Origin of the sequence: Arthrobacter sp. StoSoilB13 (genome assembly GCF_019977255.1) — a bacterium.
Classification (GTDB): domain Bacteria; phylum Actinomycetota; class Actinomycetes; order Actinomycetales; family Micrococcaceae; genus Arthrobacter.
On sequence record NZ_AP024649.1, the window covers coordinates 135,078 to 161,218 of the forward strand.

Consider the following 26,141-nt stretch of genomic DNA (forward strand, 5'->3'; position numbering starts at 1 on the left):
AGACCTACATGCGCCTATGTGGATAAAGCTGGAAAGTGCGGAAAGCCATGAGGGACCATGCGTCAGGTGCCCGTCGACGCGGGAGTGATTAGCCGCCCGTTGCCTTGGAAGCCTTTGCAGCCGCCTTGGCCGCTTGTTTGCTGGCGCGAACTTTGACCAAAGAGTCGGGGTCCACGATGTCGGCAACAGAGAGGTATGAGCCCTCTTCGCCGTAGTGCCCCGCTGCTTCCCGCCATCCATTGGCTTGAAGGGCCGCATTGCTTACCAAGCAGGGCCAGGAAGATTTTCGCTTTCTGCTCTCCGAATCCAGGCAAGGCCTTAAGCCGGCGCAGTACCTCAGCGCCGTCGGGATTGCCGCTGGTCCAGATTGCCGCAGCGTCTCCGTTCCAATCCTGCTGTACCGTTTCGGCCAGGGCTTGGACTCTGCCAGCCATGGAGCCTGGAAAACGATGCACGGCAGGGCGTTCCTTGAATACCTCCACGAAGCCTGCGGGGTCGTAGTCTGCGATCGTGCCAGGATCCAGTGACCCAAGGCGCGCACGGATCTTCTCTGGACCGGCAAATGCCGACTCCATGGTCACCTGTTGATCGAGCAACATTCCGGTCAGCAATGCGAAGGCATCGTCACTCAATAGCTGGTCGGCGGCGGCATCTCCTGTGATGTGCAGTTCCATGCGTCCCATCCTCCCACTAGTGCACACGGTCGTCATCGGAAGTGTTCACGTTAGCCAGGCTCATTGACGCGTGCGGGGTAGTGCTCGACGGCGGTGCTGGCGCGGGTTTTTGGGGGTGTGTTTTGGTGTGTTGGGGTGGATTTGCGTTGGGGGTGTGGGGCGTGTATTGTTTTCTGAGTCGCCGGGTGCGAAACGGAAAGCCGGAAGGTGTGTACGGTTCGGTAGGCGGCCAAAAATAACTCTTCTTTTCCAATGGCCCTGTTGGGTGTGCTGCTTTTGTGGTGCGCTGTCCGGGGTGATGTTTTGGAGGGTCTGTTGTTTGAGAACTCAATAGTGTGCCAAGTTTGTTGATGCCGATTGTTTTTTTGATTGGTTGAAATTATGGCCAGGCTGCTGCGCACCCCCGTGTGTGGTGGTTTGGTTTTCAGCTGGTTTCGAATTTTGTGCAGCCGTGTTCGCCGTTATTTCCGGTGGGTGTGGTTGTGTCTGTTTGATTTTTTGTTTTCAACGGAGAGTTTGATCCTGGCTCAGGATGAACGCTGGCGGCGTGCTTAACACATGCAAGTCGAACGATGATCCCTGGCTTGCTGGGGGGATTAGTGGCGAACGGGTGAGTAACACGTGAGTAACCTGCCCTTGACTCTGGGATAAGCCTGGGAAACTGGGTCTAATACCGGATATGACCATCTGGCGCATGTCATGGTGGTGGAAAGCTTTTGTGGTTTTGGATGGACTCGCGGCCTATCAGCTTGTTGGTGGGGTAATGGCCTACCAAGGCGACGACGGGTAGCCGGCCTGAGAGGGTGACCGGCCACACTGGGACTGAGACACGGCCCAGACTCCTACGGGAGGCAGCAGTGGGGAATATTGCACAATGGGCGAAAGCCTGATGCAGCGACGCCGCGTGAGGGATGACGGCCTTCGGGTTGTAAACCTCTTTCAGTAGGGAAGAAGCGAAAGTGACGGTACCTGCAGAAGAAGCGCCGGCTAACTACGTGCCAGCAGCCGCGGTAATACGTAGGGCGCAAGCGTTATCCGGAATTATTGGGCGTAAAGAGCTCGTAGGCGGTTTGTCGCGTCTGCTGTGAAAGACCGGGGCTCAACTCCGGTTCTGCAGTGGGTACGGGCAGACTAGAGTGCAGTAGGGGAGACTGGAATTCCTGGTGTAGCGGTGAAATGCGCAGATATCAGGAGGAACACCGATGGCGAAGGCAGGTCTCTGGGCTGTAACTGACGCTGAGGAGCGAAAGCATGGGGAGCGAACAGGATTAGATACCCTGGTAGTCCATGCCGTAAACGTTGGGCACTAGGTGTGGGGGACATTCCACGTTTTCCGCGCCGTAGCTAACGCATTAAGTGCCCCGCCTGGGGAGTACGGCCGCAAGGCTAAAACTCAAAGGAATTGACGGGGGGCCCCGCACAAGCGGCGGAGCATGCGGATTAATTCGATGCAACGCGAAGAACCTTACCAAGGCTTGACATGAACCGGAAAGACCTGGAAACAGGTGCCCCGCTTGCGGTCGGTTTACAGGTGGTGCATGGTTGTCGTCAGCTCGTGTCGTGAGATGTTGGGTTAAGTCCCGCAACGAGCGCAACCCTCGTTCTATGTTGCCAGCGCGTTATGGCGGGGACTCATAGGAGACTGCCGGGGTCAACTCGGAGGAAGGTGGGGACGACGTCAAATCATCATGCCCCTTATGTCTTGGGCTTCACGCATGCTACAATGGCCGGTACAAAGGGTTGCGATACTGTGAGGTGGAGCTAATCCCAAAAAGCCGGTCTCAGTTCGGATTGGGGTCTGCAACTCGACCCCATGAAGTCGGAGTCGCTAGTAATCGCAGATCAGCAACGCTGCGGTGAATACGTTCCCGGGCCTTGTACACACCGCCCGTCAAGTCACGAAAGTTGGTAACACCCGAAGCCGGTGGCCTAACCCTTGTGGGGGGAGCCGTCGAAGGTGGGACCGGCGATTGGGACTAAGTCGTAACAAGGTAGCCGTACCGGAAGGTGCGGCTGGATCACCTCCTTTCTAAGGAGCTGCTAACAACCGTGTCTGGTTCCCGTGCATGCGGGGGCTGGTGGTTGTCAGTGTTGCCCATTGCGCAGGCGTATGTTCTGCGGTGGGTGCTCATGGGTGGAATATCAACGAATCAAACGTTTGTTTGGCATGGCCTGACCGGTTGTGTCCTGGTGTTAGTACGGCAGTGCGTGCCCCCTTTGGGGGTGTGTGGTGTTGGGAACGTGCCGGGGCGTGGTTTGTGTGGGTTGTGTTTGGCGCACTGTTGGGTCCTGAGGCAACAGGACCTTTTTGCAGCAATGCAGGGGGACACAGTTCTGGTGTTTCTTTTGTTCCTGCTTCCGGTTCGTACCGGCATCCTGTGTGGGTGTTGGGGGTCTGGTTGACGGGGTTGTTGTTTGAGAACTACATAGTGGACGCGAGCATCTAGAACACGCATGGTGCCGGCTCTTCGGGGTTGGTGGGTGTGTGTTCTTACAGCAATTTCTTATGAATGAACCTGGCCCTTTGTGGTCGTGGTTCTCTCGAGTAAGTTTTTGATCTTGTGTGGTCAAGTTTTTAAGGGCACACGGTGGATGCCTTGGCATTAGGAGCCGAAGAAGGACGTAGGAATCTGCGATAAGCCTGGGGGAGTTGATAACCGAGCGTTGATCCCAGGATGTCCGAATGGGGAAACCCCGCACAACGCTGCAAGGTGATTGTGTGACCCGCATCTGAACACATAGGGTGCGTGGGGGGAACGCGGGGAAGTGAAACATCTCAGTACCCGCAGGAAGAGAAAACAAGAGTGATTCCGTTAGTAGTGGCGAGCGAACGCGGATCAGGCTAAACCGTTTCCATGTGTGATAGCCGGCGGGCGTTGCATGGGCGGGGTTGTGGGACTTTCCGTACTGGTTCTGCCGGACCGGTGGGGTGTGTAGTGCAGGCATAGGTGAACGGTCTTGAAAGGCCGGCCAGAGAGGGTGTGAGCCCCGTAACCGTAATGTTGTGTACCGCCTGGAGAGGATCCCAAGTAGCACGGGGCCCGAGAAATCCCGTGCGAATCTGTCAGGACCACCTGATAAGCCTAAATACTTCCTAATGACCGATAGCGGACCAGTACCGTGAGGGAAAGGTGAAAAGTACCCCGGGAGGGGAGTGAAACAGTACCTGAAACCGTGTGCTTACAATCCGTCGGAGCAGTCGTGAGTAATCACAAGTAACTGTGACGGCGTGCCTTTTGAAGAATGAGCCTGCGAGTTAGTGTTACGTCGCGAGGTTAACCCGTGTGGGGTAGCCGTAGCGAAAGCGAGTCTGAACAGGGCGAGTGTAGTGGCGTGATCTAGACCCGAAGCGGAGTGATCTACCCATGGCCAGGTTGAAGCGACGGTAAGACGTCGTGGAGGACCGAACCCACTTCAGTTGAAAATGGAGGGGATGAGCTGTGGGTAGGGGTGAAAGGCCAATCAAACTCCGTGATAGCTGGTTCTCCCCGAAATGCATTTAGGTGCAGCGTTGCGTGTTTCTTGCCGGAGGTAGAGCTACTGGATGGCCGATGGGCCCTACAAGGTTACTGACGTCAGCCAAACTCCGAATGCCGGTAAGTGAGAGCGCAGCAGTGAGACTGTGGGGGATAAGCTTCATAGTCGAGAGGGAAACAGCCCAGACCACCAACTAAGGCCCCTAAGCGTGTGCTAAGTGGGAAAGGATGTGGAGTTGCGAAGACAACCAGGAGGTTGGCTTAGAAGCAGCCATCCTTGAAAGAGTGCGTAATAGCTCACTGGTCAAGTGATTCCGCGCCGACAATGTAGCGGGGCTCAAGTACACCGCCGAAGTTGTGGATTTCACACGGTACCCTAGCCTTCGTGGTTCAGGGGTGTGGAGTGGTAGGGGAGCGTCGTGTGGGCAGTGAAGTCGCGGTGGAAACCAGCGGTGGAGCCTACACGAGTGAGAATGCAGGCATGAGTAGCGAAAGACGGGTGAGAAACCCGTCCGCCGAATGATCAAGGGTTCCAGGGTCAAGCTAATCTGCCCTGGGTAAGTCGGGACCTAAGGCGAGGCCGACAGGCGTAGTCGATGGACAACGGGTTGATATTCCCGTACCGGCGAAAAACCGCCCATGCCAAGCGGGGGATACTAACCGCCCGGAGCCTGCCCGCCCGCCCTTGTGGTGTGTGGGTTTTGGCCGAGCGCGGGACCTGATCCCGGGAGGTAAGCGTATTAACAGGTGTGACGCAGGAAGGTAGCCGGGCCGGGCGATGGTTGCCCCGGTCCAAGGATGTAGGGTCAGGGATAGGCAAATCCGTTCCTGTGTGTTTCGAGCACGATCCTGAGATCTGATGGGACTCCCGTTCGGGGGGATCCGGTGATCCTATGCTGCCTAGAAAAGCATCGACGCGAGGTTTTAGCCGCCCGTACCCCAAACCGACACAGGTGATCAGGTAGAGAATACCAAGGCGATCGAGAGAATTATGGTTAAGGAACTCGGCAAAATGCCCCCGTAACTTCGGGAGAAGGGGGGGCCTGCCCCGTGATGGAGACTTGCTCTCCGTGAGCGGGTGTGGGCCGCAGAGACCAGGGGGAAGCGACTGTTTACTAAAAACACAGGTCCGTGCGAAGTCGCAAGACGATGTATACGGACTGACTCCTGCCCGGTGCTGGAAGGTTAAGAGGACCGGTTAGCCCCTTGCGGGCGAAGCTGAGAATTTAAGCCCCAGTAAACGGCGGTGGTAACTATAACCATCCTAAGGTAGCGAAATTCCTTGTCGGGTAAGTTCCGACCTGCACGAATGGAGTAACGACTTCCCCGCTGTCTCAACCATAAACTCGGCGAAATTGCAGTACGAGTAAAGATGCTCGTTACGCGCAGCAGGACGGAAAGACCCCGAGACCTTTACTATAGTTTGGTATTGGTGTTCGGAGTGGCTTGTGTAGGATAGGTGGGAGACGTTGAAGCCCGGACGCCAGTTCGGGTGGAGTCATCGTTGAAATACCACTCTGGTCACTTTGGACATCTAACTTCGGCCCGTGATCCGGGTCAGGGACAGTGCCTGATGGGTAGTTTAACTGGGGCGGTTGCCTCCTAAAAAGTAACGGAGGCGCCCAAAGGTTCCCTCAGCCTGGTTGGCAATCAGGTGTCGAGTGTAAGTGCACAAGGGAGCTTGACTGTGAGAGAGACATCTCAAGCAGGGACGAAAGTCGGGACTAGTGATCCGGCGGTACATTGTGGAATGGCCGTCGCTCAACGGATAAAAGGTACCTCGGGGATAACAGGCTGATCTTGCCCAAGAGTCCATATCGACGGCATGGTTTGGCACCTCGATGTCGGCTCGTCGCATCCTGGGGCTGGAGTAGGTCCCAAGGGTTGGGCTGTTCGCCCATTAAAGCGGTACGCGAGCTGGGTTTAGAACGTCGTGAGACAGTTCGGTCCCTATCCGCTGCGCGCGCAGGAAATTTGAGAAGGGCTGTCCTTAGTACGAGAGGACCGGGACGGACGAACCTCTGGTGTGTCAGTTGTACTGCCAAGTGCACCGCTGATTAGCTACGTTCGGATGGGATAACCGCTGAAAGCATCTAAGCGGGAAGCTCGCTTCAAGATGAGATTTCCATACACAATACGTGTGAGAGGCCCCCAGCCAGACCACTGGGTTGATAGGCCGGATGTGGAAGCGAGGACCAAAGACTCGTGAAGCTGACCGGTACTAATAGGCCAACAACTTACACCACACACAACACACTGCACGCGTCCACTATGTGGTTCCCGAACAACAACCGTTCCAGGAACCAACAACTAAATACACAACACCACAGTTGTAACCACACAGTCTTCCCACCCCACACCACAAAACAGGTGCGCGGGACGGGTAACAAGGTTACGGCGGTCATAGCGTGGGGGAAACGCCCGGTCCCATTCCGAACCCGGAAGCTAAGACCCACAGCGCCGATGGTACTGCACCCGGGAGGGTGTGGGAGAGTAGGACACCGCCGGACACACATTAACGGGAAGCCCCGACCACCACGGTCGGGGCTTCCCCACTTTAACCACACAATTCACAGCCAGCGTGGGAACGCCCCCGCGGATGTGAAACTCCCTAGCCCGAGAAGAACCCAGACAATTCTGCGATCAGCTTGTCGGGCGCTTTGTTGGGGCCATCGTGCCCGAACCCGGGGAGGATGGTGTAGCTCGAGCCGGATAGGACGTCGTGGATCTGGCCGCACGCCACCCCGAAGTATGCGGGGCTTTTCTCGCCCACCACGATCAGCGTTTCAAGGGGCAGCTCCAGGAACGGCTCGGCGGGCATGTCCGCGGCTATCACAGCCTTGATTTCGCGGACTCCGCACGTCATCAGTTCCCGCATCTGCTTGCCCATGGGTGTTCCGGCGGTCAGCTTGGTGGCGAGCGTCAACATCGAGAGGGGCATGCGCGCGAAGGCCCCACCGGTCTCTACTCCCTTGATGAGTACGGCGAGGCCACGATCGTAGTCTCCTGCCGCCGTCGCGCGTTCATATTCCGGCGTCCAGTCGGCTTTGACGCTGTGGTTGACCGAGACGGCGGGATCGTAAACGGCGAGTCGCTCAACCGGTAAGGTGCGTGCCGCATGTAGTGCGACGGCGCCGCCGAAGCTGTGCCCGAATACGTCCGTGCTGGATGTGTGTTTCATGACTGAGTCAAGATCGCGGATGTCGGCTTCGAGCGTATAGTCCTCCGGCTGCGGAGAGGATTCACCGCGTCCACGGCGGTTAAAGGTATGGACGGGCCGGCCAAGGGACTCGCTCAGTTTCTGCGCGAAACGTGTGTAGTCGGTGGCCGTGACCATTGAGGCAGGCACCACCACGATACCGGAGCCTGCAGCTGCCAGGTCACCGCCCGTAGTCAGTACCTCGAGGTGTCCGCCGTCCTTTGTGGTGATGATCTCGCGCGTCATGTCTTGAGCCTAACCGAGCCACCTGAACGCAGGCAGCATGCCGGACGCTATGTGGATAACAATCAGCTTCTGAAGTAGTCCGAGATGTCCATCACGAGTTCGTTCACAGCGGCTGGAACGGAACCGTGGAAGCCCTTTGGCGATATCTCGAGGGTGCTTCCGGGAACAGCGGCGTGCAAACGCGCTGCGGTCACTTTGTAGTACTGCGGGCTCTTCTTGCCCACCATGAAGTGGGTGTTGGGAGGTAGGGCGGAGAAGTCACGCGGAGTTTCCGTGGCGTCGAAGGCAGCTTTGAGTTCGCCGACGCCGGATGGCATGAGTTCACGGAACATCTTGTTGACTTTGGTTCGCGAAACCACGGCCATGAGGCCCACGAGCAGGGGTTCAGGGACCCGGGCCAGAGCACTTCCGGGATGCATTCCCCGCCTCATGCGGGCCAGTGCAAGGTTGATATTGCCCTTGTTCACGGAGTCTTCGAAACCGGCCATCCAATCCGTATCCATGCTTCCGTCGATGTTCACGGCGGCGTCGTAAACGGCGAGCCTGTCCGGTTGGTGGTGCGTGCCGGCAAACGCCTGCGCAGCGTTGAGGGCCACCGACCCGCCCAGGCTGTGGCCGAGGATGTTCCTTGCATCGGTAGCATCCATGATGGTGCGCACGTCCGCAATTTCCGTGACCATGGAGTAGCTGTGTGGTTGATCGCTGGAGTTGCCGCGGCCCCTGCGATCGTAGACGTCCACGGCCCACTCATCGCCGAGGCCTTTCGCGAGGGCGATGGAAAAGGGCCGATAGATCAGGGCTGTGAGGAATGCGCCGCCGATCAGGACCACGCGGCGCTCCCCGGGTGCGTCTTCCGCGCCGTAGGTGTACAAGGCCAGCTTGCCGCCGTCGTGCGTTTTGATGGTGCGTTCCCTCACCGGCTTATCCTGGGACGCGCTGGCATCGGGGCGGTGCCTCCTGAAAGGAAGCGGGCGATTCGGGCTGCAAGCCTCCTGCCGGGGCGCAGGGGACCTTCATGGAACTGCAGGGGGACAACAGCGAAATCGATGGCTGGAACCGCTCCGGCAAGGGTGCGGCCGGTTTCTGCGAAGTAGGACGGACTCCAGCCGCCGCTAAGCATGAGTGTTGGAGTCTCGAGCGAGGTGAAATCGTGAAGATGCGCGTCGGCGTCGAGGACCGCGCGCATTTCGGCGACGGCGGTGGGCAACAGGGAGCGCATCTCCGAACCCAGCCGGGTCTGGGCTGAGAGGATGCTCAGCATCCGTAATGCCCCCATGGGCAGGTATGAGATGGGGCCGGCGGTTCCCAAACCCTGCACCAGATGGGCCCACGCGTGGTCCAGTTGGCCTGCGGTAACTGCGGCTTCCAATTCCGGACGCCACCGGCCATGGAGATTTCCTGATAACGAGACGGCAGCATCGTAGGTGACCAAGCGGCTGATCTCCGTGCTGCGAGCAGCCTGAAGGGCTACGAAACCGCCATAACTGTGCGCCACGACATCCTTTGAACCGGTACTGCGCATCACCGCCCGGAGGTCTGAGATCTCGGTGCCGGCGGAGTAGCCCGGCGGTTGTGGCGCCGAACGTCCGCGGCCCCGGCGGTTATAGCAATGGACAGGCCGTCCCAGCATGGTGCCCAAGGTCCGCGCGAAGGGCCAGTACAGGGAATCGGTCACCAAAGTCCCATGGACCACGACGATGCCGGACGGTTCCGCAGGTGCGTGCGAACCGGGAATCGAGGCTTCCGACGCCGGCCGGAAGGTGTGCACCTCAAGCTGCCCGCCGCCGTCGTCCGTTTCAACTGTCCACGTCTCCACAGCCCGAGTCTATGTCCCGGAAATAGAGGCCCGTAATCACCGGTAAACTTAAGGACTGTGACTTCCGCAAACACCCCAGCCCTGAACACCTCCGCAGAGCCCATCGATGCCAGCGAGCAGATGCGTATCCGGATGGACAAGCGCGCCAAGCTGATCGAACGTGGCACAGAGGCCTATCCTGTGGGCGTTGAGCGGACGCATTCGTTGAGCGAGATCCGCGAAAAGTATGCGCATCTGGAAGCCGACGAAACCACTGGTGACATCGTAGGCGTCACCGGCCGCGTCGTGTTCGTACGAAACACCGGCAAGCTCTGCTTTGCCACCCTCCAGGAAGGTGGCGTTGACGGCAAGGGCGTTCGTCTCCAGGCGATGCTGAGCCTGGCCAATGTGGGCGAGGAAGGGCTGGCCGATTGGAAAGCCCTGGTTGACCTTGGCGACCACGTGTTCATCAAGGGTGAAGTCATTTCCTCCCGCCGTGGTGAACTCTCCGTCATGGCCGATTCCTGGTCCATGGCCTCCAAGGCCCCTGCGCCCGCTCCCGGTCCTGCACGCCGAGCTTAACGAAGAAACCCGTGTTCGCCAGCGCTACGTGGACCTCATCGTCCGCGATGAAGCGCGCGAGATGGTCTACAAGCGTGCTGCCATCACGAGGTCTGTCCGCGACACCCTTGACCGCCACGGCTACGTCGAGGTGGAGACTCCCATCCTGCAGCTGGTCCACGGTGGTGCAACGGCCCGTCCGTTCGAGACGCACATGAACGCGTTCGATCAGAAGATGACCCTGCGCATCGCCACGGAACTCTTCCTCAAGCGCGCGGTAGTGGGTGGCATCGACCGTGTCTACGACATGGGCCGCGTGTTCCGCAACGAAGGCGTGGACTCCACGCACAGCCCCGAATTCACCACCCTTGAGTGCTACGAAGCCTGGGCTGACCAGTTCGTCATGGCCGAGCGCATGAAGGAAATCATCCTGAACGTCGCGGACGTGGTTGGCACCCGCACGATCCAGACGGATGCAGGCGAGATCAACCTCGACGGCGAATGGGCCTGGGTTGCGGTGTACCCGGGGCTTTCTGAAGCGGTTGGCGTTGAAGTCACTCCCGACACCACGGTGGATGAACTGCTGGCCATTGCTGCCAGGCACGAGATCAAGGTGGACCCGCAATGGGACGCGGAGAAGATCGTGGTTGAGCTCTTTGGCGAGATTGTGGAACCCACACTGCTGAACCCGACGTTCGTTTACAACTACCCTCCGTCCGCCCAACCGCTTGCGCGTCCGCATCGCGAAGACGGCCGGCTCATCGAGGCATGGGACCTGATTATCGGGGGCATGGAGCGTGGCACGGCCTTCTCCGAACTCATTGATCCCGTTATCCAGCGCGAACGGCTTACGGAGCAGTCACGCCGTTCTGCTGCCGGCGACGTAGAGGCCATGCAACTGGACGAAGACTTCCTTCGCGCCCTTGAATACGGTGCCCCACCCATGGGTGGTATCGGGCTCGGCATCGATCGCCTCGTCATGTTGTTCACTGGCGCAGGTATCCGCGAAACCATTCTGTTCCCTTTGCTGAAGCCTGAAGGACACTGATCATGGAATACATCGCAGTCCTGGCGCCATCGATCGTTGTTGGGTTGATCTTCTGGTTTGCCATGAAGTCGATCTTCAATGCGGACAAATCCGAGCGGCAGGCGGAAGCCCGGGCCCAAGCCGAGGCCAATTTGCGGAATTCCGGCCCTGAGGGTGAAGGCCCGGCAGCTAAATAGCCTGCAAATTGGGTGGCCTTAGCAGGAAACCCAAAAGTGCCTTTGACGTGCGTGCTTGGCGTGAACGATAATCAGGAATAGGAACCCTCAAATTTCTGATTATCCAACCCTCCAAAAGAGAGGCTACTCATGGCACAGAAAGTTAAAATCATCCTCGTCGATGACCTGGATGAAGGGTCAGCGGACGAAACTGTCCGTTTCGGGCTGGACGGCGTTAGCTACGAGATGGACTTGTCCACGGCTAACGCAGAATCTCTGCGCAAAGCACTGGAGCCCTACGTAGCCAAGGCCAGGAAGACCTCTTCGGGCCGTGCAACACGTGGCCGTGCGACTGCAACCCGAAACCAGGATTCGGCACAGATCCGTCAATGGGCTCGTGACAACGGTTACACCGTAAACAGCCGCGGACGTATTCAGGCTGAAATTCAGGAAGCGTACCAGAAGGCCAATTCCTGATTCACCCGCCTTCAATGCCCCGGCAGCTTCTGCCGGGGCATTGGCTTTTTAAGCCCATAGTTTGTTGTCAGGCCTTCCGGGGGGTGCCTGAACCGGGCCTTGGAATATTCCGTGAATCGTTCCGGGGCCCACGGTTGGCATTATGCGACCTTTTGGAACCGGTCAAAACGACTGGTCAAAGCCGCCTCGTCAAAGTGACAGGTCAAAGCGCCCTGCTCAAAACGACTGGTCAAAGCGCCCTGCTCAAAACGACTGGTCAAAGCGCCCTCGCCAATGCGCCTCGTCAGCGGGCGGCAGGCGTTCTCCGGCCAACCGCTGTCCTGGATGGCTGACCACGTCCTCCCCGAGGCCGGCACGGGCGTGGGACAGGCGTTCCGCCGGGCAGGCCTCGGTGCCGCGAAGGGGGTGCCGGGTTTATTCCACTGGGCGTCATGTTTCCCCTGTGGCGAACACGCTCCAAAAGTCGGGCTTCGGCACGTAGCATCAAAGTACGTCGTAGCTAGGAGTGTGGCGAAATGTTTGAGAGATTTACGGACCGTGCCCGTCGCGTGGTTGTCCTTGCCCAAGAAGAGGCACGGATGCTCAACCACAATTACATTGGTACCGAGCACATCCTCTTGGGTCTGATCCACGAGGGTGAAGGCGTTGCCGCAAAGGCGCTTGAATCCCTGAGCATTTCGCTCGATGGCGTCCGCGAACAGGTGCAGGAGATCATCGGCCAGGGCCAGCAGGCTCCGTCCGGGCACATCCCCTTCACCCCGCGCGCCAAGAAGGTGCTTGAGCTTTCGCTCCGCGAAGCACTGCAGCTCGGCCACAATTACATTGGTACCGAGCACATCCTGCTCGGCCTCATCCGCGAGGGCGAAGGCGTTGCTGCCCAGGTACTGGTCAAGCTTGGGGCGGACCTCAACAGGGTCCGCCAGCAGGTCATCCAGCTGCTTTCCGGCTACCAGGGCAAGGAAACCGCGGGTTCGGGTTCCAGCCAGGGCCAGCCGGAGGGAACCCCGGCAGGTTCGGTGGTTCTGGACCAGTTCGGACGCAACCTCACCCAGGCTGCCCGCGAGAACAAGCTCGATCCCGTGATCGGCCGCGAGCAGGAGATGGAACGCGTCATGCAGGTCCTCTCCCGCCGCACCAAGAACAACCCAGTGCTGATCGGTGAGCCCGGCGTCGGTAAGACGGCCGTCGTCGAGGGCCTTGCCCAGGCGATTGTCCGCGGCGACGTCCCGGAGACCATCAAGGACAAGCAGCTGTACACGCTGGACCTTGGTTCACTGGTTGCCGGCTCCCGTTACCGTGGTGACTTCGAAGAGCGCCTGAAGAAGGTCCTCAAGGAGATCCGCACGCGCGGCGACATCATCCTCTTCATTGACGAGATCCACACCCTCGTTGGTGCCGGTGCTGCTGAAGGCGCCATCGATGCTGCATCCATCCTGAAGCCGATGCTTGCCCGTGGTGAACTCCAGACAATTGGTGCCACCACGCTGGATGAGTACCGCAAGCACATTGAGAAGGACGCTGCCCTTGAGCGCCGCTTCCAGCCGATCCAGGTCAAGGAGCCTTCCGTCGCTCACGCGATCGAGATCCTCAAGGGCCTGCGGGACCGCTATGAGGCACACCACCGCGTAACGATTACCGACGGCGCCCTCGCCTCAGCCGCGCAGCTGGCCGAACGCTACATCTCGGACCGCTTCCTGCCGGACAAGGCGATCGACCTCATCGATGAAGCCGGTGCACGCCTGCGTATCCGCCGCATGACCGCTCCGCCGGAGCTCAAGGCCATGGACGAGCGCATTGCCGACGTCAAGATGGAGAAGGAATCCGCCATCGACGCCCAGGACTTTGAGGGTGCCGCTTCGCTGCGCGACAAAGAGCAGAAGCTCATTGCCGAACGTGCTGAGAAGGAACGCAACTGGAAGTCCGGCGGCATGGATGACATCTCCGAGGTTGATGAAGACCTGATCGCCGAGGTCCTCGCGAACTCCACCGGCATTCCCGTCTTCAAGCTCACCGAGGAAGAGTCTTCGCGCCTCCTCAAGATGGAAGACGAACTGCACAAGCGCGTCGTCGGCCAGGACGAGGCCATCAAGGCCCTGTCTCAGGCTATCCGCCGCACACGTGCAGGCCTGAAGGACCCCAAGCGTCCCGGTGGCTCGTTCATCTTCGCCGGGCCTACGGGTGTCGGCAAGACCGAGCTCGCCAAGGCCCTTGCCGAGTTCCTGTTCGGTGAAGAGGATGCCCTCATCACGCTGGACATGTCCGAGTACTCCGAGAAGCACACGGTTTCGCGTCTCTTCGGTGCACCTCCGGGCTATGTCGGCTACGAAGAAGGCGGCCAGCTGACCGAGAAGGTTCGTCGCCGTCCATTCTCCGTGGTCCTGTTCGACGAAGTTGAGAAGGCCCACGCGGACCTCTTCAACTCGCTCCTGCAGATCCTGGAAGATGGCCGATTGACCGACTCCCAGGGCCGCGTGGTGGACTTCAAGAACACCGTGATCATCATGACCACCAACCTGGGTACCCGCGATATCTCAAAGAGCGTCGCTACGGGCTTCCAGTCCGGCACGGATACCCAGACTGGCTACAACCGGATGCGCGCCCGGGTCACGGAGGAGCTCAAGCAGCACTTCCGCCCCGAGTTCCTCAACCGTGTTGACGACGTCGTGGTGTTCCCGCAGCTCACCCAGGACGAGATCATCGAGATCGTGGACATGTTCGTTACCCGGCTGGAGCGCCGCCTTAAGGACAAGGACATGGGCATCGAGCTCACCACGGCAGCAAAGGTTCTTCTGGCCACCCGTGGCTACGATCCCGCAATGGGTGCCCGGCCGCTGCGCCGCACTATCCAGCGCGAGATCGAGGACCAGCTCTCCGAGAAGATCCTCTTCGGCGAATTGCACTCCGGTGACATCGTTGTGGTGGATGTGGACGGCGAAGGTGACGACGCCAAGTTCACGTTTGCAGGCAACGCCAAGCCGCGGATCCCGGAAATCGCTCCTACCGCATAAGGCGTACGGAACGTAAGCCAACTGCCCCGTCCATTCCGAAAGGAGTGGGCGGGGCATTTGTGTTGGCGCCCCGAGTGCGTTGGTCCCCGGAGTTTTGGGTGCCGGTGTGCCCTTAGGGTGGCTATGGAGAGTCAAGAACTGCAATGGAGGGGTGCATGCGAGTATTGATGATTAGTCCGGGGACGCGCGGAGATGTCGCCCCCATGGCAGGGCTCGGCAGTCGTCTGCAAAAGCTGGGCTACGAGGTGTCCATCGCTGCCAACCCCGCGTACGCGCACCTCGTGGTCAGGTCCGGGTGTGAGTATCGTCCTCTTCCCGGCGACCTTGCCAGGATCATCAAGCGTGCTACACCGGGTGGAGCAAAGTCGTCCGGCGGCATGCTCACCACCTGGCGGGAGCTGAGCGAGTACATGGATCAAGCGGCCACCGGGACCCTGGCTGCGGTTGAGGCGGGTGCGGACGTCATCCTGGCTAATTCCGTGGCGCCATATGCCTACGACGTCGCTGAAGCGGTTGGAATTCCAGCGGTGGGCGCGCATCTGCAGCCGGTGGAACCCAGCGCAGACTACCCTCCTGTGCTGCTGGGGTCCGCCCGGAACCTGGGCGGGCTGGGCAACCGGATTATTGGCGAGCGGGTCCTGGCCGGACCTGCCCCCTATGATGCCCCGAGTGCAAGGCTTCGCCACGAGTTGGGGCCTGCCGAAGCTGTCACGCCAAGCTGCCGAGCGACGTCGAGCCAGGGCGAGCAGCACGGTCCTCCATGGGATCAGCCCCACAGTTCTACCGCGACCGGCGGACTGGCGCGCTGGGTTGGTCATGGCGGGGTACTGGTGGCCGGCGCCCGAGCCGGAATGGAGTCCGTCCGCGGAACTGGAGGACTTTCTGTCCGCAGGGCCACCGCCGGTGTTCGTCGGGTTTGGAAGCAGCGCTGCGCTGGAGGCCGGTTTCGTTCTTGAGGCCATTAGGCGGGCAGGCGTCAGGGCGGTGCTGCAGGGTGCGGGGGACCTCTTGGACGATGATGCGATCGGCATCGGTGCGGTCCCGCACGAATGGTTGTTTCCGAGGATGGCGGCAGTCGCGCACCATGCGGGCTCCGGCACCACCGCTGCCGGCCTCCGCGCTGGTGTCCCCACGGTCTGCGTCCCGGTGTATACGGACCAACCGCTGTGGGCTGCCCGGGTTGCTGCCCTCGGCGCAGGGCCCCGGCCGGTTCCCTACAAGGGGCTCACCGTTGAGCGATTGGCGTACGCCATGCGGGAAGCTGTCAGCACCCCGTCCTACGCAGCCCGGGCAAAAATCCTCGCAGCGCGGATCGGGAACGAAGACGGGACCTCCGCCGTGCTGCAGACGCTCCGCAACCTCCCAACTGGGTCGCAGTTAAGCGCGTTATGAGCCCCCATAACGCGCTTAAATGCGACCCAGTTGGGAGCGGCGGGCGAATATCTGAAAGTAGTGTTTCACTAAGAGTGAACTACCCTGTGATCCGCGACACAATGCGTGTTGAATCGGAGCATGGATTCGACTGACACCCCAAGCCCAGGCACGGCGCCTGAAACTCCATTCCACGACATCGATCACTACCTCTCCATCCCCCGGGTCAGTGGTCTCACGCTCAGCCCGGACGGCAAGCGCCTGGTCACCACCGTTTCAACCCTCAATGGCAAAGGCACTGAGTTCGTCACCGCATTATGGGAGATAGACCCCACCGGTCAGGGCCATGCCCGTCGGATCACCCGGAGTGCCAAGGGTGAGGCCGGTGCCGCCTTCGCCGCGAACGGCGACCTCTACTTCACGTCCTCCCGCCCCGACCCCGAGAGCGCAGATCCCGACGCCGATCCGGTGAACGCATTGTGGTTGCTCCCCGCCGATGGCGGCGAGGCCCGGGTTGTGCACTCGCGCGCCGGCGGGATCAGTTCCGTCATGGCCGCAAAGAATGCGGATGCCATATTCGTCAACGCCGAGGTTTTGGCAGGCTCCAGCAATGAGGAGAACGACGAGGAGCGCCGCAAGGCCCGCAAAGACAACAAAGTGTCCGCCATCCTGCACAGTGGCTACCCGATCCGCTATTGGGACGCCGACCTGGGTCCTGCCGAACCGCGTTTGTTCGCCGTGGAGCCGGGCGAGGCGAAGGAGCACGGCAAGCCAACAACCATTGACGCGCCAACGCCGCTCAAACTGAGGAACCTGACGCCCGGCGTCGGAGGCTCGCTGCGGGAAGCCAAAACTGTGGTGAGTCCGGACGGCAAGACTATTTACACGAGCCTCACGAAAGCCCTCGCCAAGGCCAACAGCCGTGAGGTGCTGGCCGCCGTCGACGTCGCCACAGGAACCGTCAAGGTGCTTCTGGACCGCGAGGGAATGAGCTACTTCCCTGGTCCCGTCAGCCAGGACAACCGCACGCTGGTAGTGGAGAGTGAGAGTGACACCACGCCCACGCAGGCGCCGCAGGTCAAGCTGCACCTGCTGGACGTATCAGGCAGCGAAACGACTGACCTGGAGCCGCTCGCGCACCAATGGGACCGCTGGGCAACTGCCTTGGCGTGGCTCCCGCAAGGCGATGCCATCCTGGTGAAAGCGGACGACGACGGCGCGTCGCCGCTTTTCCGGATCGACGTCGCCGACGGGCGGGTCACACGGGTGACGAAAGACGCTGCAGCGTATTCCGACGTCGTGGTTTCGCCGGACGGAACCACAGCCTACGCGCTGCGGAGTTCCTACGGGTTTCCCCCTGAAGCTGTACGGATCGACCTCGCTTCCGGAGAAGTGGTGAGGTTGCAGGCACCCGCGGAACGGCCAAGGTACAAGGGGCGCCTCGAACGCGTGGAAACGACGGCGGAGGATGGCTCCCGCGTGCCAGCGTACCTGGCGCTCCCTGAAGGGGCTTCCGATGATAACCCGGCTCCCCTCCTGCTGTGGATCCACGGTGGACCGCTGGGCTCATGGAACGCCTGGACCTGGCGTTGGAATCCCTGGCTGCTGGTCGCAAAGGGCTACGCCGTGCTGCTGCCTGACCCTGCGCTGTCCACGGGTTATGGCCAGGAATTCATCCAGCGCGGCTGGGGCGAATGGGGCAAGAAGCCCTTCTCGGACCTCATGGCCATCACCGACGCCGTAGTTGAGCGGGCGGACATCGACGGGTCAAGGACTGCGGCGATGGGCGGGTCCTTCGGAGGCTACATGGCAAACTGGGTTGCCGGCCAGACCGACCGTTTCAAGGCCATCGTGACCCACGCGAGTTTGTGGGCCCTGGACCAGTTCGGCCCCACCACCGACGCCGCACAATACTGGCTGAAGGAAATGACGGTGGAGATGGCGATGGAGAACTCGCCACACCTCAACGTGCGCAACATCAAGACGCCAATGCTCGTGATCCACGGAGACAAGGATTATCGCGTCCCGATCGGCGAGGGCTTGCGGCTTTGGTACGAACTGCTGTCCTCGTCGCAGTTGCCCTCGGACGACAACGGCCAGAGCCCGCACCGGTTCCTCTACTTCCCCGACGAAAACCACTGGGTACTGCAGCCGCAGCACGCGAAGGTTTGGTACGGAGTCGTGGAGCACTTCCTGGCAAAGCAGGTGCTGGGCGAGGACGTGGCGCTGCCGGAGGAGTTGGGGATCTAGAGACCGGAACGGGCGGCGGCGGATCAGCCTGCGGACATACGGCTAATTCCGGCGGCGTAGGCGTCGAGGACTTCGAATATCCCGCGGTGCTGCCACACGCGGTTGCGGCCGCGGCCTGACGCTTCCGTCAGTACGCCGCGGTCCGTCAGGGCATCGAGTGCGCGCAACGCCGCCATCTCGCCAAGTCCGAGCTCGGTCACAAGGTACTTCGTGTTCACTGCAGGCTGGCCGATCAGTGCGGGCAACACCCGCCAGGCCGCCGCGTCCGCGCGCAGTCCCGTCATCTTCGCGCGGGACTCCTCGAGTTGTGCGACAAGGTCGTCGACCAGCCGCGACCCCGTAGTTGCGGCGATCCGGCTCGCCATGGCGAACTCGCGGACGATCAGGCCGGCATCGCCCTCCCGAAATGCGCCCAGTGCTGCGAAGTAGCGTGCGGTATCCACCAGGAGGCCCGCGGAGATCGGCACGGCGGTTGAGTCCACCAGGCCCTTGTTACGGAGAACCGACTGCGCCAGTGCGCGCCCTGTGCGGCCGTTCCCGTCCGGGAAGGGGTGGATCGTTTCGAACTGGGCATGGCTGATCGCCACTTGGACGAGTATGGAGACATCATGGCGATCGATGAACTTAACCAGGTCCGTGATCGCGCCGGGAATGCGGTCGTGGTGCGGAGCGACGAACTCGGCCACCCGTGGCCCTGCCTGACCCGGGCCGATCCATACCTGCTCGTCCCGGAAACGGCCGGCGCCGGCAGGATCGAAGCCGCGCTGGTGGAGCATCAGTGCCTTGTGCATTGCGAGGATGGACTCCTCGCTGATGTCGTCGGCCAGTTGGAGGGCCGCCTCCATGGCTCGAACGTTGCCGATGACGGTGAGGGCGTTGGATTTGCCGCCCTCGTCGATCTCGGCAAGAGCGAGCTGCTTGGCGGACGTCGTCAACTGTTCTATCTGCGAGCTGGAGGCAGACTCCGTGCGCAGCAGGATCGCCGTCATTGGCCCGAGCGCGGGATTCTCTCTACCAAGGAGCCGCTGCGCGTGCTTGTCGAACCCGACCAGCTGTCGAGTGGCGTCCTCGATATCGGCGGAATCTTCGCTGGAGATGATGGGAGTCCAGTCGGCTATCGGCGCCGTGACGGCAGCCTGGTAAGGACCGGTTTGGCGCTCCACCTCCGCGCGGGAGTACATCTCCGGCGCTCGCGGCTTCCAGTCGAAGGTCTCGAAGGAGACCGGATCGACCGGAATACCAACGCGCGGATGTGTTGCCATGCACCCAGCTTACCAACACTTATCAAACTAAGTGTTGGTAAGGGCTTCCAGTCCACCAGATAGGCCTCCTGAAGCGTGGCCACGACAGCCCTTTGCCAACAGATGGACCCATAAATGTTGGTAACCCCCTCCTTCTCGGTCACGAATCCGCGGCCAGGTCCCACGTGGCTAGGATGGGGGAGTGAATTCGACCTTTAGCCTTCGTCCTGCCCGCACCAGTGATGTGGCGGCGATTAAGAGGCTGGTCGCGCCCTTGGCGGAGCAGCGGATTTTGATGGCCAAGGAAACCGTGGCGTACTACGAGAGCCTCCAGGAATTCCGGATTGCCGAATCCCAGGATGGCGACGTGATTGGCTGCGGCGCCCTGCACGTTATGTGGGAAGACCTGGCCGAGATTCGTACCCTCGCGGCTGCGGACGCGTGGCGGGGGCGCGGTGTGGGGCATGTGCTGGTGGAGGATCTCCTTGAAAAGGCCAAGGAGCTTGGCGTTAGCCGCGTCTTCTGCCTGACGTTTGAGGTGGACTTCTTCAAGCGCCATGGCTTCGAGGTCATGGAGGACCAGTCGGCCGTGGATCCGCAGGTGTACTCGGAGCTGCTGCGCTCGCATGACGAAGGCGTGGCGGAATTCCTGGATCTGGCCCGCGTAAAGCCCAACACCCTGGGCAATACACGCATGATCAAGCACCTCTGAGAACCCACAACAAGACCCGACTGGTGCGGGGTTCAACCCTGCCCGGATTATGCGTGATTTAAACCCCTTCTCTTATCTAAAGTTGATGGATAAACTGATCGAGGCTTGCTGGGGAGCTTCCGCCATTCGGTCAATCGAGAGAAGATCATGCAGTCCCACGCGTCCTTTTCAGGTAATGCAAGCATTTCAGAACTCCAACTCAGCGTGCGCGGTCCCGTGTTCACGCCTGCCGATCCCGGCTTCCAATCCGAGGTAGCGGCCTTCAATCTCTCCACTGAACACAAGCCGGATCTTGCCTTCGGCGCCCTCGACGCAGAGGACGTTTCGGCGGCTATCAGATGGGCTGCGGAACGGGGAATGCCCGTAGCCGTCCAGTCCACCGGGCATGGTGCAACAAACGCGATAGAAGGCGGGATGCTCATCAGTACCCGCCGCATGCTGGAACTCAGCATCGACCCCCTTGAGAAGACTGCCAGGGTGGGTGCCGGTGTTCGATGGAAGGCTGTGGTTGAGCTTGCTGCAACCTTCGGTTTGATGGGCCTCTGTGGTTCAACCACTGACGTCGGCGTGGTGGGATACACCTTGGGCGGTGGCCTGCCCATCCTGGGCCGTAAGTACGGCTTCGCCTCGGATCATGTCATCGCTTTCGAGCTGGTCACATCGGATGGCACCCAGCTACGGGTTACCAAGGACGAGAATCCTGAGCTGTTCTTCCTCCTGCGAGGCGGCAAGGGCAACCTGGGCATTGTGACGGCCATGGAATTCCACCTCTTCCCAGCCGCCGATCTCTACGCAGGCGGTGTGTACTTCGACGGCGGGCACGCCCCGGAAGTCCTGGAGGCGTTTAGGGAGTGGGTGCCATCGCTGCCGGCGGAGGCATCGGCGTCATTGGCGTTTTTGCGTCTCCCGGAGATGGAAATGATTCCGGAGCCGTTGAGGGGAAAGTTTGTGATCCACCTCCGCTACGCCTACCAGGGTGACCTGGCTGCTGCGGCGGAGCTGCTGGAGCCCATGCGCCGAAGCGCGCCGTTCATGATGGACGCCACCGGCCCTTTGGAAGCAAGCCAGTTCGACACAGTCCACCAGGATCCGGACCAGCCAGTCCCCGTTCGCGAGCGTGGCTTCCTGCTTGACCGTTTGGACGAGGAGGCGTCCGAGGCAATTCTGCGGCACTTCGGTCCGGGCGTTGAGAGTCCGGTGTTGCTGGCCGAACTACGACTGCTGGGCGGCGCCCTTGCCAAGAGCTCGGAGGGCGAGGATATTGTGGGCGGCCGTGACGCGGCGTTCAGCTTCTACATGGTTGCCATTGCCGCGCCTCCTGTTGTCGGGGTGCTGCCGGCAGTTTTCGATGCCGTGCACGCAGACCTTCGTCCGGCTGCCAATGCAGGCACATTTGTAAACCTCCATGGGCACTTTGTGGATGCCGAGGACAGGGAGCGGGCATGGGGTCCCAGCGCACGGGAGCGGCTGAAGAAGGCGAAGGCGGAACTGGATCCGAAGAACATGTTCAGCTTTGGGCACGTAGTCGGGCTTCCCGTCGCGGAGCAGCCGGTGGTTATGGATCAGGCCGTGCTGCTCGACGACGTCGTCACGGCCGGCGGCGACGCCGTACTGAACAGTTGAGGGGGCGGACCGTGCAAGATCGTGTCACGTTTCCGGACTTTTCAGCTTTCCAGATAGACATCCCCCACGGCTCCTGGCCGAATGAATCCTTCTGGCCGGGGACAGCCCATTCCAACCCGGACCTGTACTCGGCATTTTGGCTCGATTTCCACGCCCGGGGCGAGGCGGAGATCAGTCCTCCATCCACCAGCGCGGAGCCTGGGCATCACCCGGATCAAGCATGACATTCCGGCAGGGACGGGCCTTTGGTGCCGTCCCTGCCTGTCTTTTAATGGGTGTCGGCTAACAGGTGTGGGCGTCCTCGCGCCGCCGAGGCCTACCGTGTGCCCGGGCGCCGGTAGTAGGGTCAGAGCACCAGCCACAGCACGCCCAGGAGCATCCCATGAAAAAGCTCATCAATGATCCACGCGCCGTGGTGGACGAGTCCGTCGAGGGGTTCGGCATGGCCCATGCCGACATCGTGGACGTCCATCCCGAGCCCAAGTACGTCATCCGGAAAGGTGCACCTGTTGCGGGCAAGGTTGCCCTAGTATCCGGCGGGGGCAGCGGCCATGAGCCGCTGCACGCTGGTTTCGTGGGCCTCGGCATGCTCGACGCCGCGGTGCCCGGTGCCGTCTTTACCTCGCCCACGCCCGACCAGATCATACCGGCGACCGTCGCCGTGGACTCGGGTGCCGGCGTCGTGCATATCGTCAAGAACTACACCGGGGACGTCCTGAACTTTGAGACTGCCGCAGAGATGGCACAGGTAGAGGGCGTGCACGTGCGTTCGGTGCTGGTCAACGACGACGTCGCCGTGGAGGACTCGCTGTATACGGCGGGCCGCCGTGGAGTGGGCGGGACGGTCCTCGTGGAGAAGATTGCCGGTGCCGCCGCTGAACGCGGAGACGGTCTTGAAGCCGTCGCCGCCATCGCGGAGCGGGTCGCTGCCAACGTGAGGACCATGGGAGTGGCGCTTTCCGGCTGCACGGTTCCGCACGCGGGTACGCCGAGCTTCGAGCTGGCGGAGGACGAGATCGAGATCGGCATCGGTATCCATGGCGAGCCTGGACGCCACAGGATCGCCATGGAAAGCGCCGACGCGATCACCGACCGTCTCTTGGAACCCGTGCTTGAGGATCTCGCCATCTCGTCCGGGGACAGGGTGCTGCTGTTCGTCAACGGCATGGGCGGCACGCCGCAGAGCGAGCTCTACATCGTCTACCGAAGGGCCGCCCAGGTGCTCGCGGAGCGCGGGGCATCCGTGGAACGCTCACTCGTGGGGAACTACGTGACTTCACTTGAAATGCAGGGGTGCTCGGTGTCCGTGCTGCGCCTCGACGACGAACTGGTGCAGTTGTGGGATGCTCCCGTCCACACCGCTGCCCTCCGTTGGGGAGCGTGAGCATGGGCCTGGGCGTTGATTGGGCAGTGGACTGGCTGAAGCTTTCGGCGAAGGCTATGGCAGAACACCGAACGGAATTGATTGAACTGGACCGCGCAATCGGCGACTCCGACCATGGCGAGAACATGGACCGTGGATTCCAGGCCGTCCTGCAGAAGCTGGATGAGACGCCGCCGGAAACTGCGGGAGCTGCCCTCAAAGCGGCGGCGATGGCCTTGATGTCCAAGGTGGGCGGAGCTGCGGGGCCTCTGTATGGGACGGCATATCTGCGGGCGGCCACATCGCTCGGCGATTCCACTAACATCGACGCCGATGCTTTGGCTTCCGCGCTCGCGGCTGCCCGCGACGGAGTGGTGGCGCGCGGCAAAGCCGAAACAGGGGACAAGACCATGGTTGACGCGTGGACGCCCGCAGTTGAGGCAGCCAAGAACGCGGCGTCCGATGGCGGCGATGTACTCGCCGTCCTGCAGGCTGCTGCCGAGGCGGCCGAAGTGGGGGCCGTGGCCACTGATCCGTTGGTGGCCCGCAAGGGCCGCGCAAGTTACCTCGGGGAGCGGAGCGCGGGGCATCGTGATCCAGGAGCGGCCTCAACGGCGTTGCTATTGCGCGCCGCGGCAGCAGCAGCGGCCGGCTCCGCAGGAAACACGGGAACCGACGCCGTATGACGGTTGGGATTGTGGTTGTCTCCCACAGCAGCAAGATCGCTGAGGGCGCTGTGGAACTCGCCGCCCAGATGGCGCCCGACGTCGAACTCGTCGCCGCCGGGGGCACCGACGACGAACGCATTGGCACCAGCCTCGAGAAGGTGCTTGCCGCCGTCGAGCAGTCACTGGTTGATGCCGGAGGAGAGGGCGTGGTGGTGCTGACGGATCTGGGCTCGGCAGTAATGACAGCTGAGTCTGCGATCGAGTTCGCCAGCGACCCCGACGCTATCCTGCTCGCCGACGCGCCTTTGGTTGAAGGGCTTGTGGCCGCGGCAGTCGCGGCGCAGGGCGGGGCGGGCGCTGAAGACGTGCGTAAGGCTGCCGAAGCGGTGGGATTCCGGGCTTCTGCCGGCACGGAAGCGCCGGACAGTCTTTCAGAGTCCCGGGAACCGGATGCTGCAGGCGACTTCGAGCTCATTAATCCCATGGGCATCCACGCGCGGCCTGCGGCCAAGATAGCCGGTGGACTGTCCGGCCTTGACGCCGAGGTGACAATCAACGACGTCGACGGAACGTCCATGATGGCGCTCATGGCGCTCGCCGCCGGCCAGGGTGCAACCCTGCGAGTGGAGGCCCGTGGCAAGGACGCCGCAAAGGCAGTTCAGTATGTTGGGCGGTTGGTGGGCGAAGGTTTCGGGGAGATCTGACCCGCCTTCGTCAGGAGCAAATATTGCTAAGTACACTGATTAGTGATGTTGTAGAGGTACAGGTTCACTACAAGGAAGAGGTGCGGGCATGGGTGCTGACGACAAGATGGAGAACGCTGGCGAGAAGATCGCAGGCAAGGCCAAGGAAGCCGCCGGAAAGCTCACTGACAACGAGCGCCTGGAAGCCGAAGGCAAGGGCGAGCAGGTCAAGAGCGACCTCAAAGGTGCCGGCGAAAAGGTAAAGGACGCTTTCAAGCACGACTAGGAATTCGGGCAGGGCCGTTGCGGTTGCAGCGGCCCTGCCTTCCTTTGTGTTTGGCAGGGCAAACCCCGCACGATCAGATGGAGGATTCTTTCGTGAATTTGCTGGTGAAATTGTTCGGCCTGGCAGTCAGCCTTGGAGCTGGAGTGCTGGCAAACAAGACACTTGAAGGACTCTGGGAGAAAAAGACAGGCAAACCTGCCCCCAAGGACGGAACCAATCTGAACGATTCCTTGCCGGGAGTGCTCATGTTCGCTGTGGTTTCCGCGGGCGTTGGCGCCGTAGTTCACGTTCTTACCCAAAGGGGCACCAAGAGTGCGCTGGCCCGAATGAAGAAAACGGCAGACGAGGTTTAGCAAAATGGCAATAGCCCGATACCCGAGTGTTGTTATCGATTGTCCGGATGCGCCCGCCCTTGCCGCCTTTTACGGCGAACTGCTGGGCTGGGAGGTCAAAGGCGAAACTGATTGGTTTGAGATCCGTCCCAGCGATGGGAACAACTGCATTGCTTTCCAACAGGTCCAGTCGTATCACGCACCGGAATGGCCGGGGCAAACGGTACCCCAGCAGATGCACCTTGATCTGATGGTGGAAGATCTGGACAAGGGTGAGGAAGTGGCTCTTTCGTTGGGGGCAAGCAAGGCGGAGCACCAGCCAGGGACCACCTTCAGGGTGTTCCTTGACCCGGCCGGACATCCGTTCTGCCTGTGCGTCTCCTAACCTGCCTGTGCCTCTCTAACCCTGCTGGGCCGCCCACTCCTCGACTCGACGGTTGCTCTCCTCTTCGGAGAGATCTTCCACTCGCGTCATGATGGACCAGCGGACTCCGAACGGATCGCGGATGCTGGCATATCGGTCCCCTGAAACGAACGTGGTCAGTGGTTCGCGGATGAGGGCGCCGGCTTGTTCCGCCCGTTGCACGAGTGCGTCTGCGTCCGGGCAGTAAAAGCCCAGGGAATAGCAGTCATCATCGCCGTCGGGCGCCGGGACCAAGTGGTATTCCGGGTTGGGTTCCCCTAGTTGAAGGTGGCCGTTTCCGAGGTCGAGTTCGGCATGGACCACAACGCCGCCCATCTCCGTGACGCCAACAACACGTGCGCCGAAAACGTCCGTATAGAACGTGATCGCATCTTTGGCATTGGGTACGGCAAGGAACGGCGTGAGGCTGGTCAGCCCGTTGGGGACTCCGTGGGTGGTGTACTTTCCATGGGCGGCCATGGTTGGCTCAGTGCTTGTAGTATCTGTCATGAACTTGACGCTACGGGCCGGGCTGTCCCCGGCGCTTGGAGATTCGCGACAGACTTTGTT

General features: G+C 61.0%; 19 protein-coding genes, 3 rRNA genes and 2 pseudogenes. 18 read left to right on the top strand and 6 right to left on the bottom strand.

Going from position 1 to position 26,141, the window contains the following annotated elements; genetic code table 11:
* Window positions 1-88: 88 nt before the first annotated feature.
* Window positions 89-683 (bottom strand): annotated as a pseudogene (locus LDP01_RS19125) (HhH-GPD-type base excision DNA repair protein).
* A 495-nt stretch (window positions 684-1,178) separates the two neighbouring features.
* Between LDP01_RS19125 and LDP01_RS19130 the strand changes: the two are divergent.
* From LDP01_RS19130 to rrf, 3 genes are all read left to right on the top strand, one after another.
* Window positions 1,179-2,703: ribosomal RNA gene (locus LDP01_RS19130) — 16S ribosomal RNA — on the top strand.
* Window positions 2,704-3,239: 536 nt separating this feature from the next.
* A 23S ribosomal RNA gene (locus LDP01_RS19135) occupies window positions 3,240-6,396 on the top strand.
* A 147-nt stretch (window positions 6,397-6,543) separates the two neighbouring features.
* Window positions 6,544-6,660, top strand: a 5S ribosomal RNA gene (rrf, locus tag LDP01_RS19140).
* The 16S, 23S and 5S rRNA genes sit together here, the layout of an rRNA operon.
* 101 nt (window positions 6,661-6,761) lie before the next feature.
* On the opposite strand, the gene LDP01_RS19145 is transcribed toward rrf, so the two are convergent.
* From LDP01_RS19145 to LDP01_RS19155, 3 genes are all read right to left on the bottom strand, one after another.
* On the bottom strand, window positions 6,762-7,595 hold the full coding sequence (locus tag LDP01_RS19145) for an alpha/beta fold hydrolase (RefSeq protein WP_224094620.1): 834 nt from the start codon (window positions 7,593-7,595) through the stop codon (window positions 6,762-6,764).
* A 62-nt stretch (window positions 7,596-7,657) separates the two neighbouring features.
* Window positions 7,658-8,512, bottom strand: coding sequence for an alpha/beta fold hydrolase (locus LDP01_RS19150; protein WP_224094621.1), 855 nt, complete (start codon window positions 8,510-8,512; stop codon window positions 7,658-7,660).
* Window positions 8,509-9,411: an alpha/beta fold hydrolase gene (locus tag LDP01_RS19155; protein WP_224094622.1), complete on the bottom strand. Its 903-nt coding sequence runs from the start codon at window positions 9,409-9,411 to the stop codon at window positions 8,509-8,511. The genes LDP01_RS19150 and LDP01_RS19155 overlap by 4 nt, the downstream gene beginning before the upstream one ends.
* Before the next feature lie 57 nt (window positions 9,412-9,468).
* Here LDP01_RS19155 and lysS point away from each other — a divergent pair.
* The 7 genes and pseudogenes from lysS (at window position 9,469) to LDP01_RS19190 (ending at window position 18,260) form a co-directional block, all read left to right on the top strand.
* Window positions 9,469-10,999, top strand: a pseudogene (gene lysS / locus LDP01_RS19160) (lysine--tRNA ligase).
* A 2-nt stretch (window positions 11,000-11,001) separates the two neighbouring features.
* The gene (locus LDP01_RS19165; protein WP_216922753.1) at window positions 11,002-11,175 is read left to right on the top strand and encodes a hypothetical protein; all 174 of its coding nucleotides are present in this window, start codon (window positions 11,002-11,004) and stop codon (window positions 11,173-11,175) included.
* A 129-nt stretch (window positions 11,176-11,304) separates the two neighbouring features.
* Window positions 11,305-11,631, top strand: coding sequence for a histone-like nucleoid-structuring protein Lsr2 (locus tag LDP01_RS19170; protein WP_223947524.1), 327 nt, complete (start codon window positions 11,305-11,307; stop codon window positions 11,629-11,631).
* Between the two features lie 515 nt (window positions 11,632-12,146).
* On the top strand, window positions 12,147-14,639 hold the full coding sequence (locus LDP01_RS19175) for an ATP-dependent Clp protease ATP-binding subunit (protein WP_224094623.1): 2,493 nt from the start codon (window positions 12,147-12,149) through the stop codon (window positions 14,637-14,639).
* Window positions 14,640-14,794: 155 nt separating this feature from the next.
* Entirely contained in the window at window positions 14,795-15,595 is an 801-nt protein-coding gene (locus tag LDP01_RS19180; protein ID WP_224094624.1) for a glycosyltransferase, read from the top strand.
* A 28-nt stretch (window positions 15,596-15,623) separates the two neighbouring features.
* Window positions 15,624-16,031, top strand: coding sequence for a glycosyltransferase (locus LDP01_RS19185; protein WP_224094625.1), 408 nt, complete (start codon window positions 15,624-15,626; stop codon window positions 16,029-16,031).
* 120 nt (window positions 16,032-16,151) lie between these two features.
* Entirely contained in the window at window positions 16,152-18,260 is a 2,109-nt protein-coding gene (locus LDP01_RS19190) for a S9 family peptidase (protein WP_224094626.1), read from the top strand.
* Between the two features lie 23 nt (window positions 18,261-18,283).
* Here LDP01_RS19190 and LDP01_RS19195 read toward each other — a convergent pair whose 3' ends face one another.
* Window positions 18,284-19,522: a Fic family protein gene (locus LDP01_RS19195; RefSeq protein ID WP_224094627.1), complete on the bottom strand. Its 1,239-nt coding sequence runs from the start codon at window positions 19,520-19,522 to the stop codon at window positions 18,284-18,286.
* A gap of 181 nt (window positions 19,523-19,703) precedes the next feature.
* Here LDP01_RS19195 and LDP01_RS19200 point away from each other — a divergent pair, with 181 nt between their 5' ends.
* The 8 genes from LDP01_RS19200 (at window position 19,704) to LDP01_RS19235 (ending at window position 25,553) form a co-directional block, all read left to right on the top strand.
* A complete protein-coding gene (locus LDP01_RS19200) occupies window positions 19,704-20,213 on the top strand; it encodes an amino-acid N-acetyltransferase (RefSeq protein WP_223947527.1) in 510 nt (169 codons plus the stop codon).
* Window positions 20,214-20,360: 147 nt separating this feature from the next.
* Window positions 20,361-21,836, top strand: coding sequence for an FAD-binding oxidoreductase (locus tag LDP01_RS19205; RefSeq protein WP_224094628.1), 1,476 nt, complete (start codon window positions 20,361-20,363; stop codon window positions 21,834-21,836).
* 382 nt (window positions 21,837-22,218) lie between these two features.
* Window positions 22,219-23,220: a dihydroxyacetone kinase subunit DhaK gene (gene dhaK, locus LDP01_RS19210; protein WP_224094629.1), complete on the top strand. Its 1,002-nt coding sequence runs from the start codon at window positions 22,219-22,221 to the stop codon at window positions 23,218-23,220.
* 2 nt (window positions 23,221-23,222) lie between these two features.
* Window positions 23,223-23,885 carry a dihydroxyacetone kinase subunit DhaL gene (dhaL, locus tag LDP01_RS19215; protein WP_224094630.1) on the top strand — a complete coding sequence of 221 codons (663 nt, stop codon included), beginning with the start codon at window positions 23,223-23,225 and terminating at the stop codon, window positions 23,883-23,885.
* Window positions 23,882-24,571, top strand: coding sequence for a dihydroxyacetone kinase phosphoryl donor subunit DhaM (gene dhaM, locus LDP01_RS19220; protein ID WP_224094632.1), 690 nt, complete (start codon window positions 23,882-23,884; stop codon window positions 24,569-24,571). The genes dhaL and dhaM overlap by 4 nt, the downstream gene beginning before the upstream one ends.
* Window positions 24,572-24,659: 88 nt before the next feature.
* The gene (locus tag LDP01_RS19225; RefSeq protein ID WP_224094634.1) at window positions 24,660-24,836 is read left to right on the top strand and encodes a CsbD family protein; all 177 of its coding nucleotides are present in this window, start codon (window positions 24,660-24,662) and stop codon (window positions 24,834-24,836) included.
* A 92-nt stretch (window positions 24,837-24,928) separates the two neighbouring features.
* On the top strand, window positions 24,929-25,189 hold the full coding sequence (locus LDP01_RS19230; protein ID WP_224094636.1) for a DUF4235 domain-containing protein: 261 nt from the start codon (window positions 24,929-24,931) through the stop codon (window positions 25,187-25,189).
* Window positions 25,190-25,193: 4 nt separating this feature from the next.
* Window positions 25,194-25,553, top strand: coding sequence for a VOC family protein (locus LDP01_RS19235; RefSeq protein ID WP_224094638.1), 360 nt, complete (start codon window positions 25,194-25,196; stop codon window positions 25,551-25,553).
* Window positions 25,554-25,568: 15 nt separating this feature from the next.
* On the opposite strand, the gene LDP01_RS19240 is transcribed toward LDP01_RS19235, so the two are convergent.
* Window positions 25,569-26,081: a VOC family protein gene (locus tag LDP01_RS19240; RefSeq protein ID WP_224094640.1), complete on the bottom strand. Its 513-nt coding sequence runs from the start codon at window positions 26,079-26,081 to the stop codon at window positions 25,569-25,571.
* Between the last annotated feature and the right edge of the window lie 60 nt (window positions 26,082-26,141).

Excerpts from the sequence above, each read along its gene's own strand:
- LDP01_RS19145 (WP_224094620.1), bottom strand. The coding sequence starts at position 7,595 with ATGACGCGCGAGATCATCACCACAAAGGACGGCGGACACCTCGAGGTA.
- LDP01_RS19165 (WP_216922753.1), top strand. The coding sequence starts at position 11,002 with ATGGAATACATCGCAGTCCTGGCGCCATCGATCGTTGTTGGGTTGATC.
- LDP01_RS19170 (WP_223947524.1), top strand. The coding sequence starts at position 11,305 with ATGGCACAGAAAGTTAAAATCATCCTCGTCGATGACCTGGATGAAGGG.
- LDP01_RS19175 (WP_224094623.1), top strand. The coding sequence starts at position 12,147 with ATGTTTGAGAGATTTACGGACCGTGCCCGTCGCGTGGTTGTCCTTGCC.
- LDP01_RS19180 (WP_224094624.1), top strand. The coding sequence starts at position 14,795 with ATGCGAGTATTGATGATTAGTCCGGGGACGCGCGGAGATGTCGCCCCC.
- LDP01_RS19190 (WP_224094626.1), top strand. The coding sequence starts at position 16,152 with ATGGATTCGACTGACACCCCAAGCCCAGGCACGGCGCCTGAAACTCCA.
- LDP01_RS19195 (WP_224094627.1), bottom strand. The coding sequence starts at position 19,522 with ATGGCAACACATCCGCGCGTTGGTATTCCGGTCGATCCGGTCTCCTTC.
- LDP01_RS19205 (WP_224094628.1), top strand. The coding sequence starts at position 20,361 with ATGCAGTCCCACGCGTCCTTTTCAGGTAATGCAAGCATTTCAGAACTC.
- dhaK (WP_224094629.1), top strand. The coding sequence starts at position 22,219 with ATGAAAAAGCTCATCAATGATCCACGCGCCGTGGTGGACGAGTCCGTC.
- dhaL (WP_224094630.1), top strand. The coding sequence starts at position 23,223 with ATGGGCCTGGGCGTTGATTGGGCAGTGGACTGGCTGAAGCTTTCGGCG.
- dhaM (WP_224094632.1), top strand. The coding sequence starts at position 23,882 with ATGACGGTTGGGATTGTGGTTGTCTCCCACAGCAGCAAGATCGCTGAG.
- LDP01_RS19225 (WP_224094634.1), top strand. The coding sequence starts at position 24,660 with ATGGGTGCTGACGACAAGATGGAGAACGCTGGCGAGAAGATCGCAGGC.
- LDP01_RS19235 (WP_224094638.1), top strand. The coding sequence starts at position 25,194 with ATGGCAATAGCCCGATACCCGAGTGTTGTTATCGATTGTCCGGATGCG.
- LDP01_RS19240 (WP_224094640.1), bottom strand. The coding sequence starts at position 26,081 with ATGACAGATACTACAAGCACTGAGCCAACCATGGCCGCCCATGGAAAG.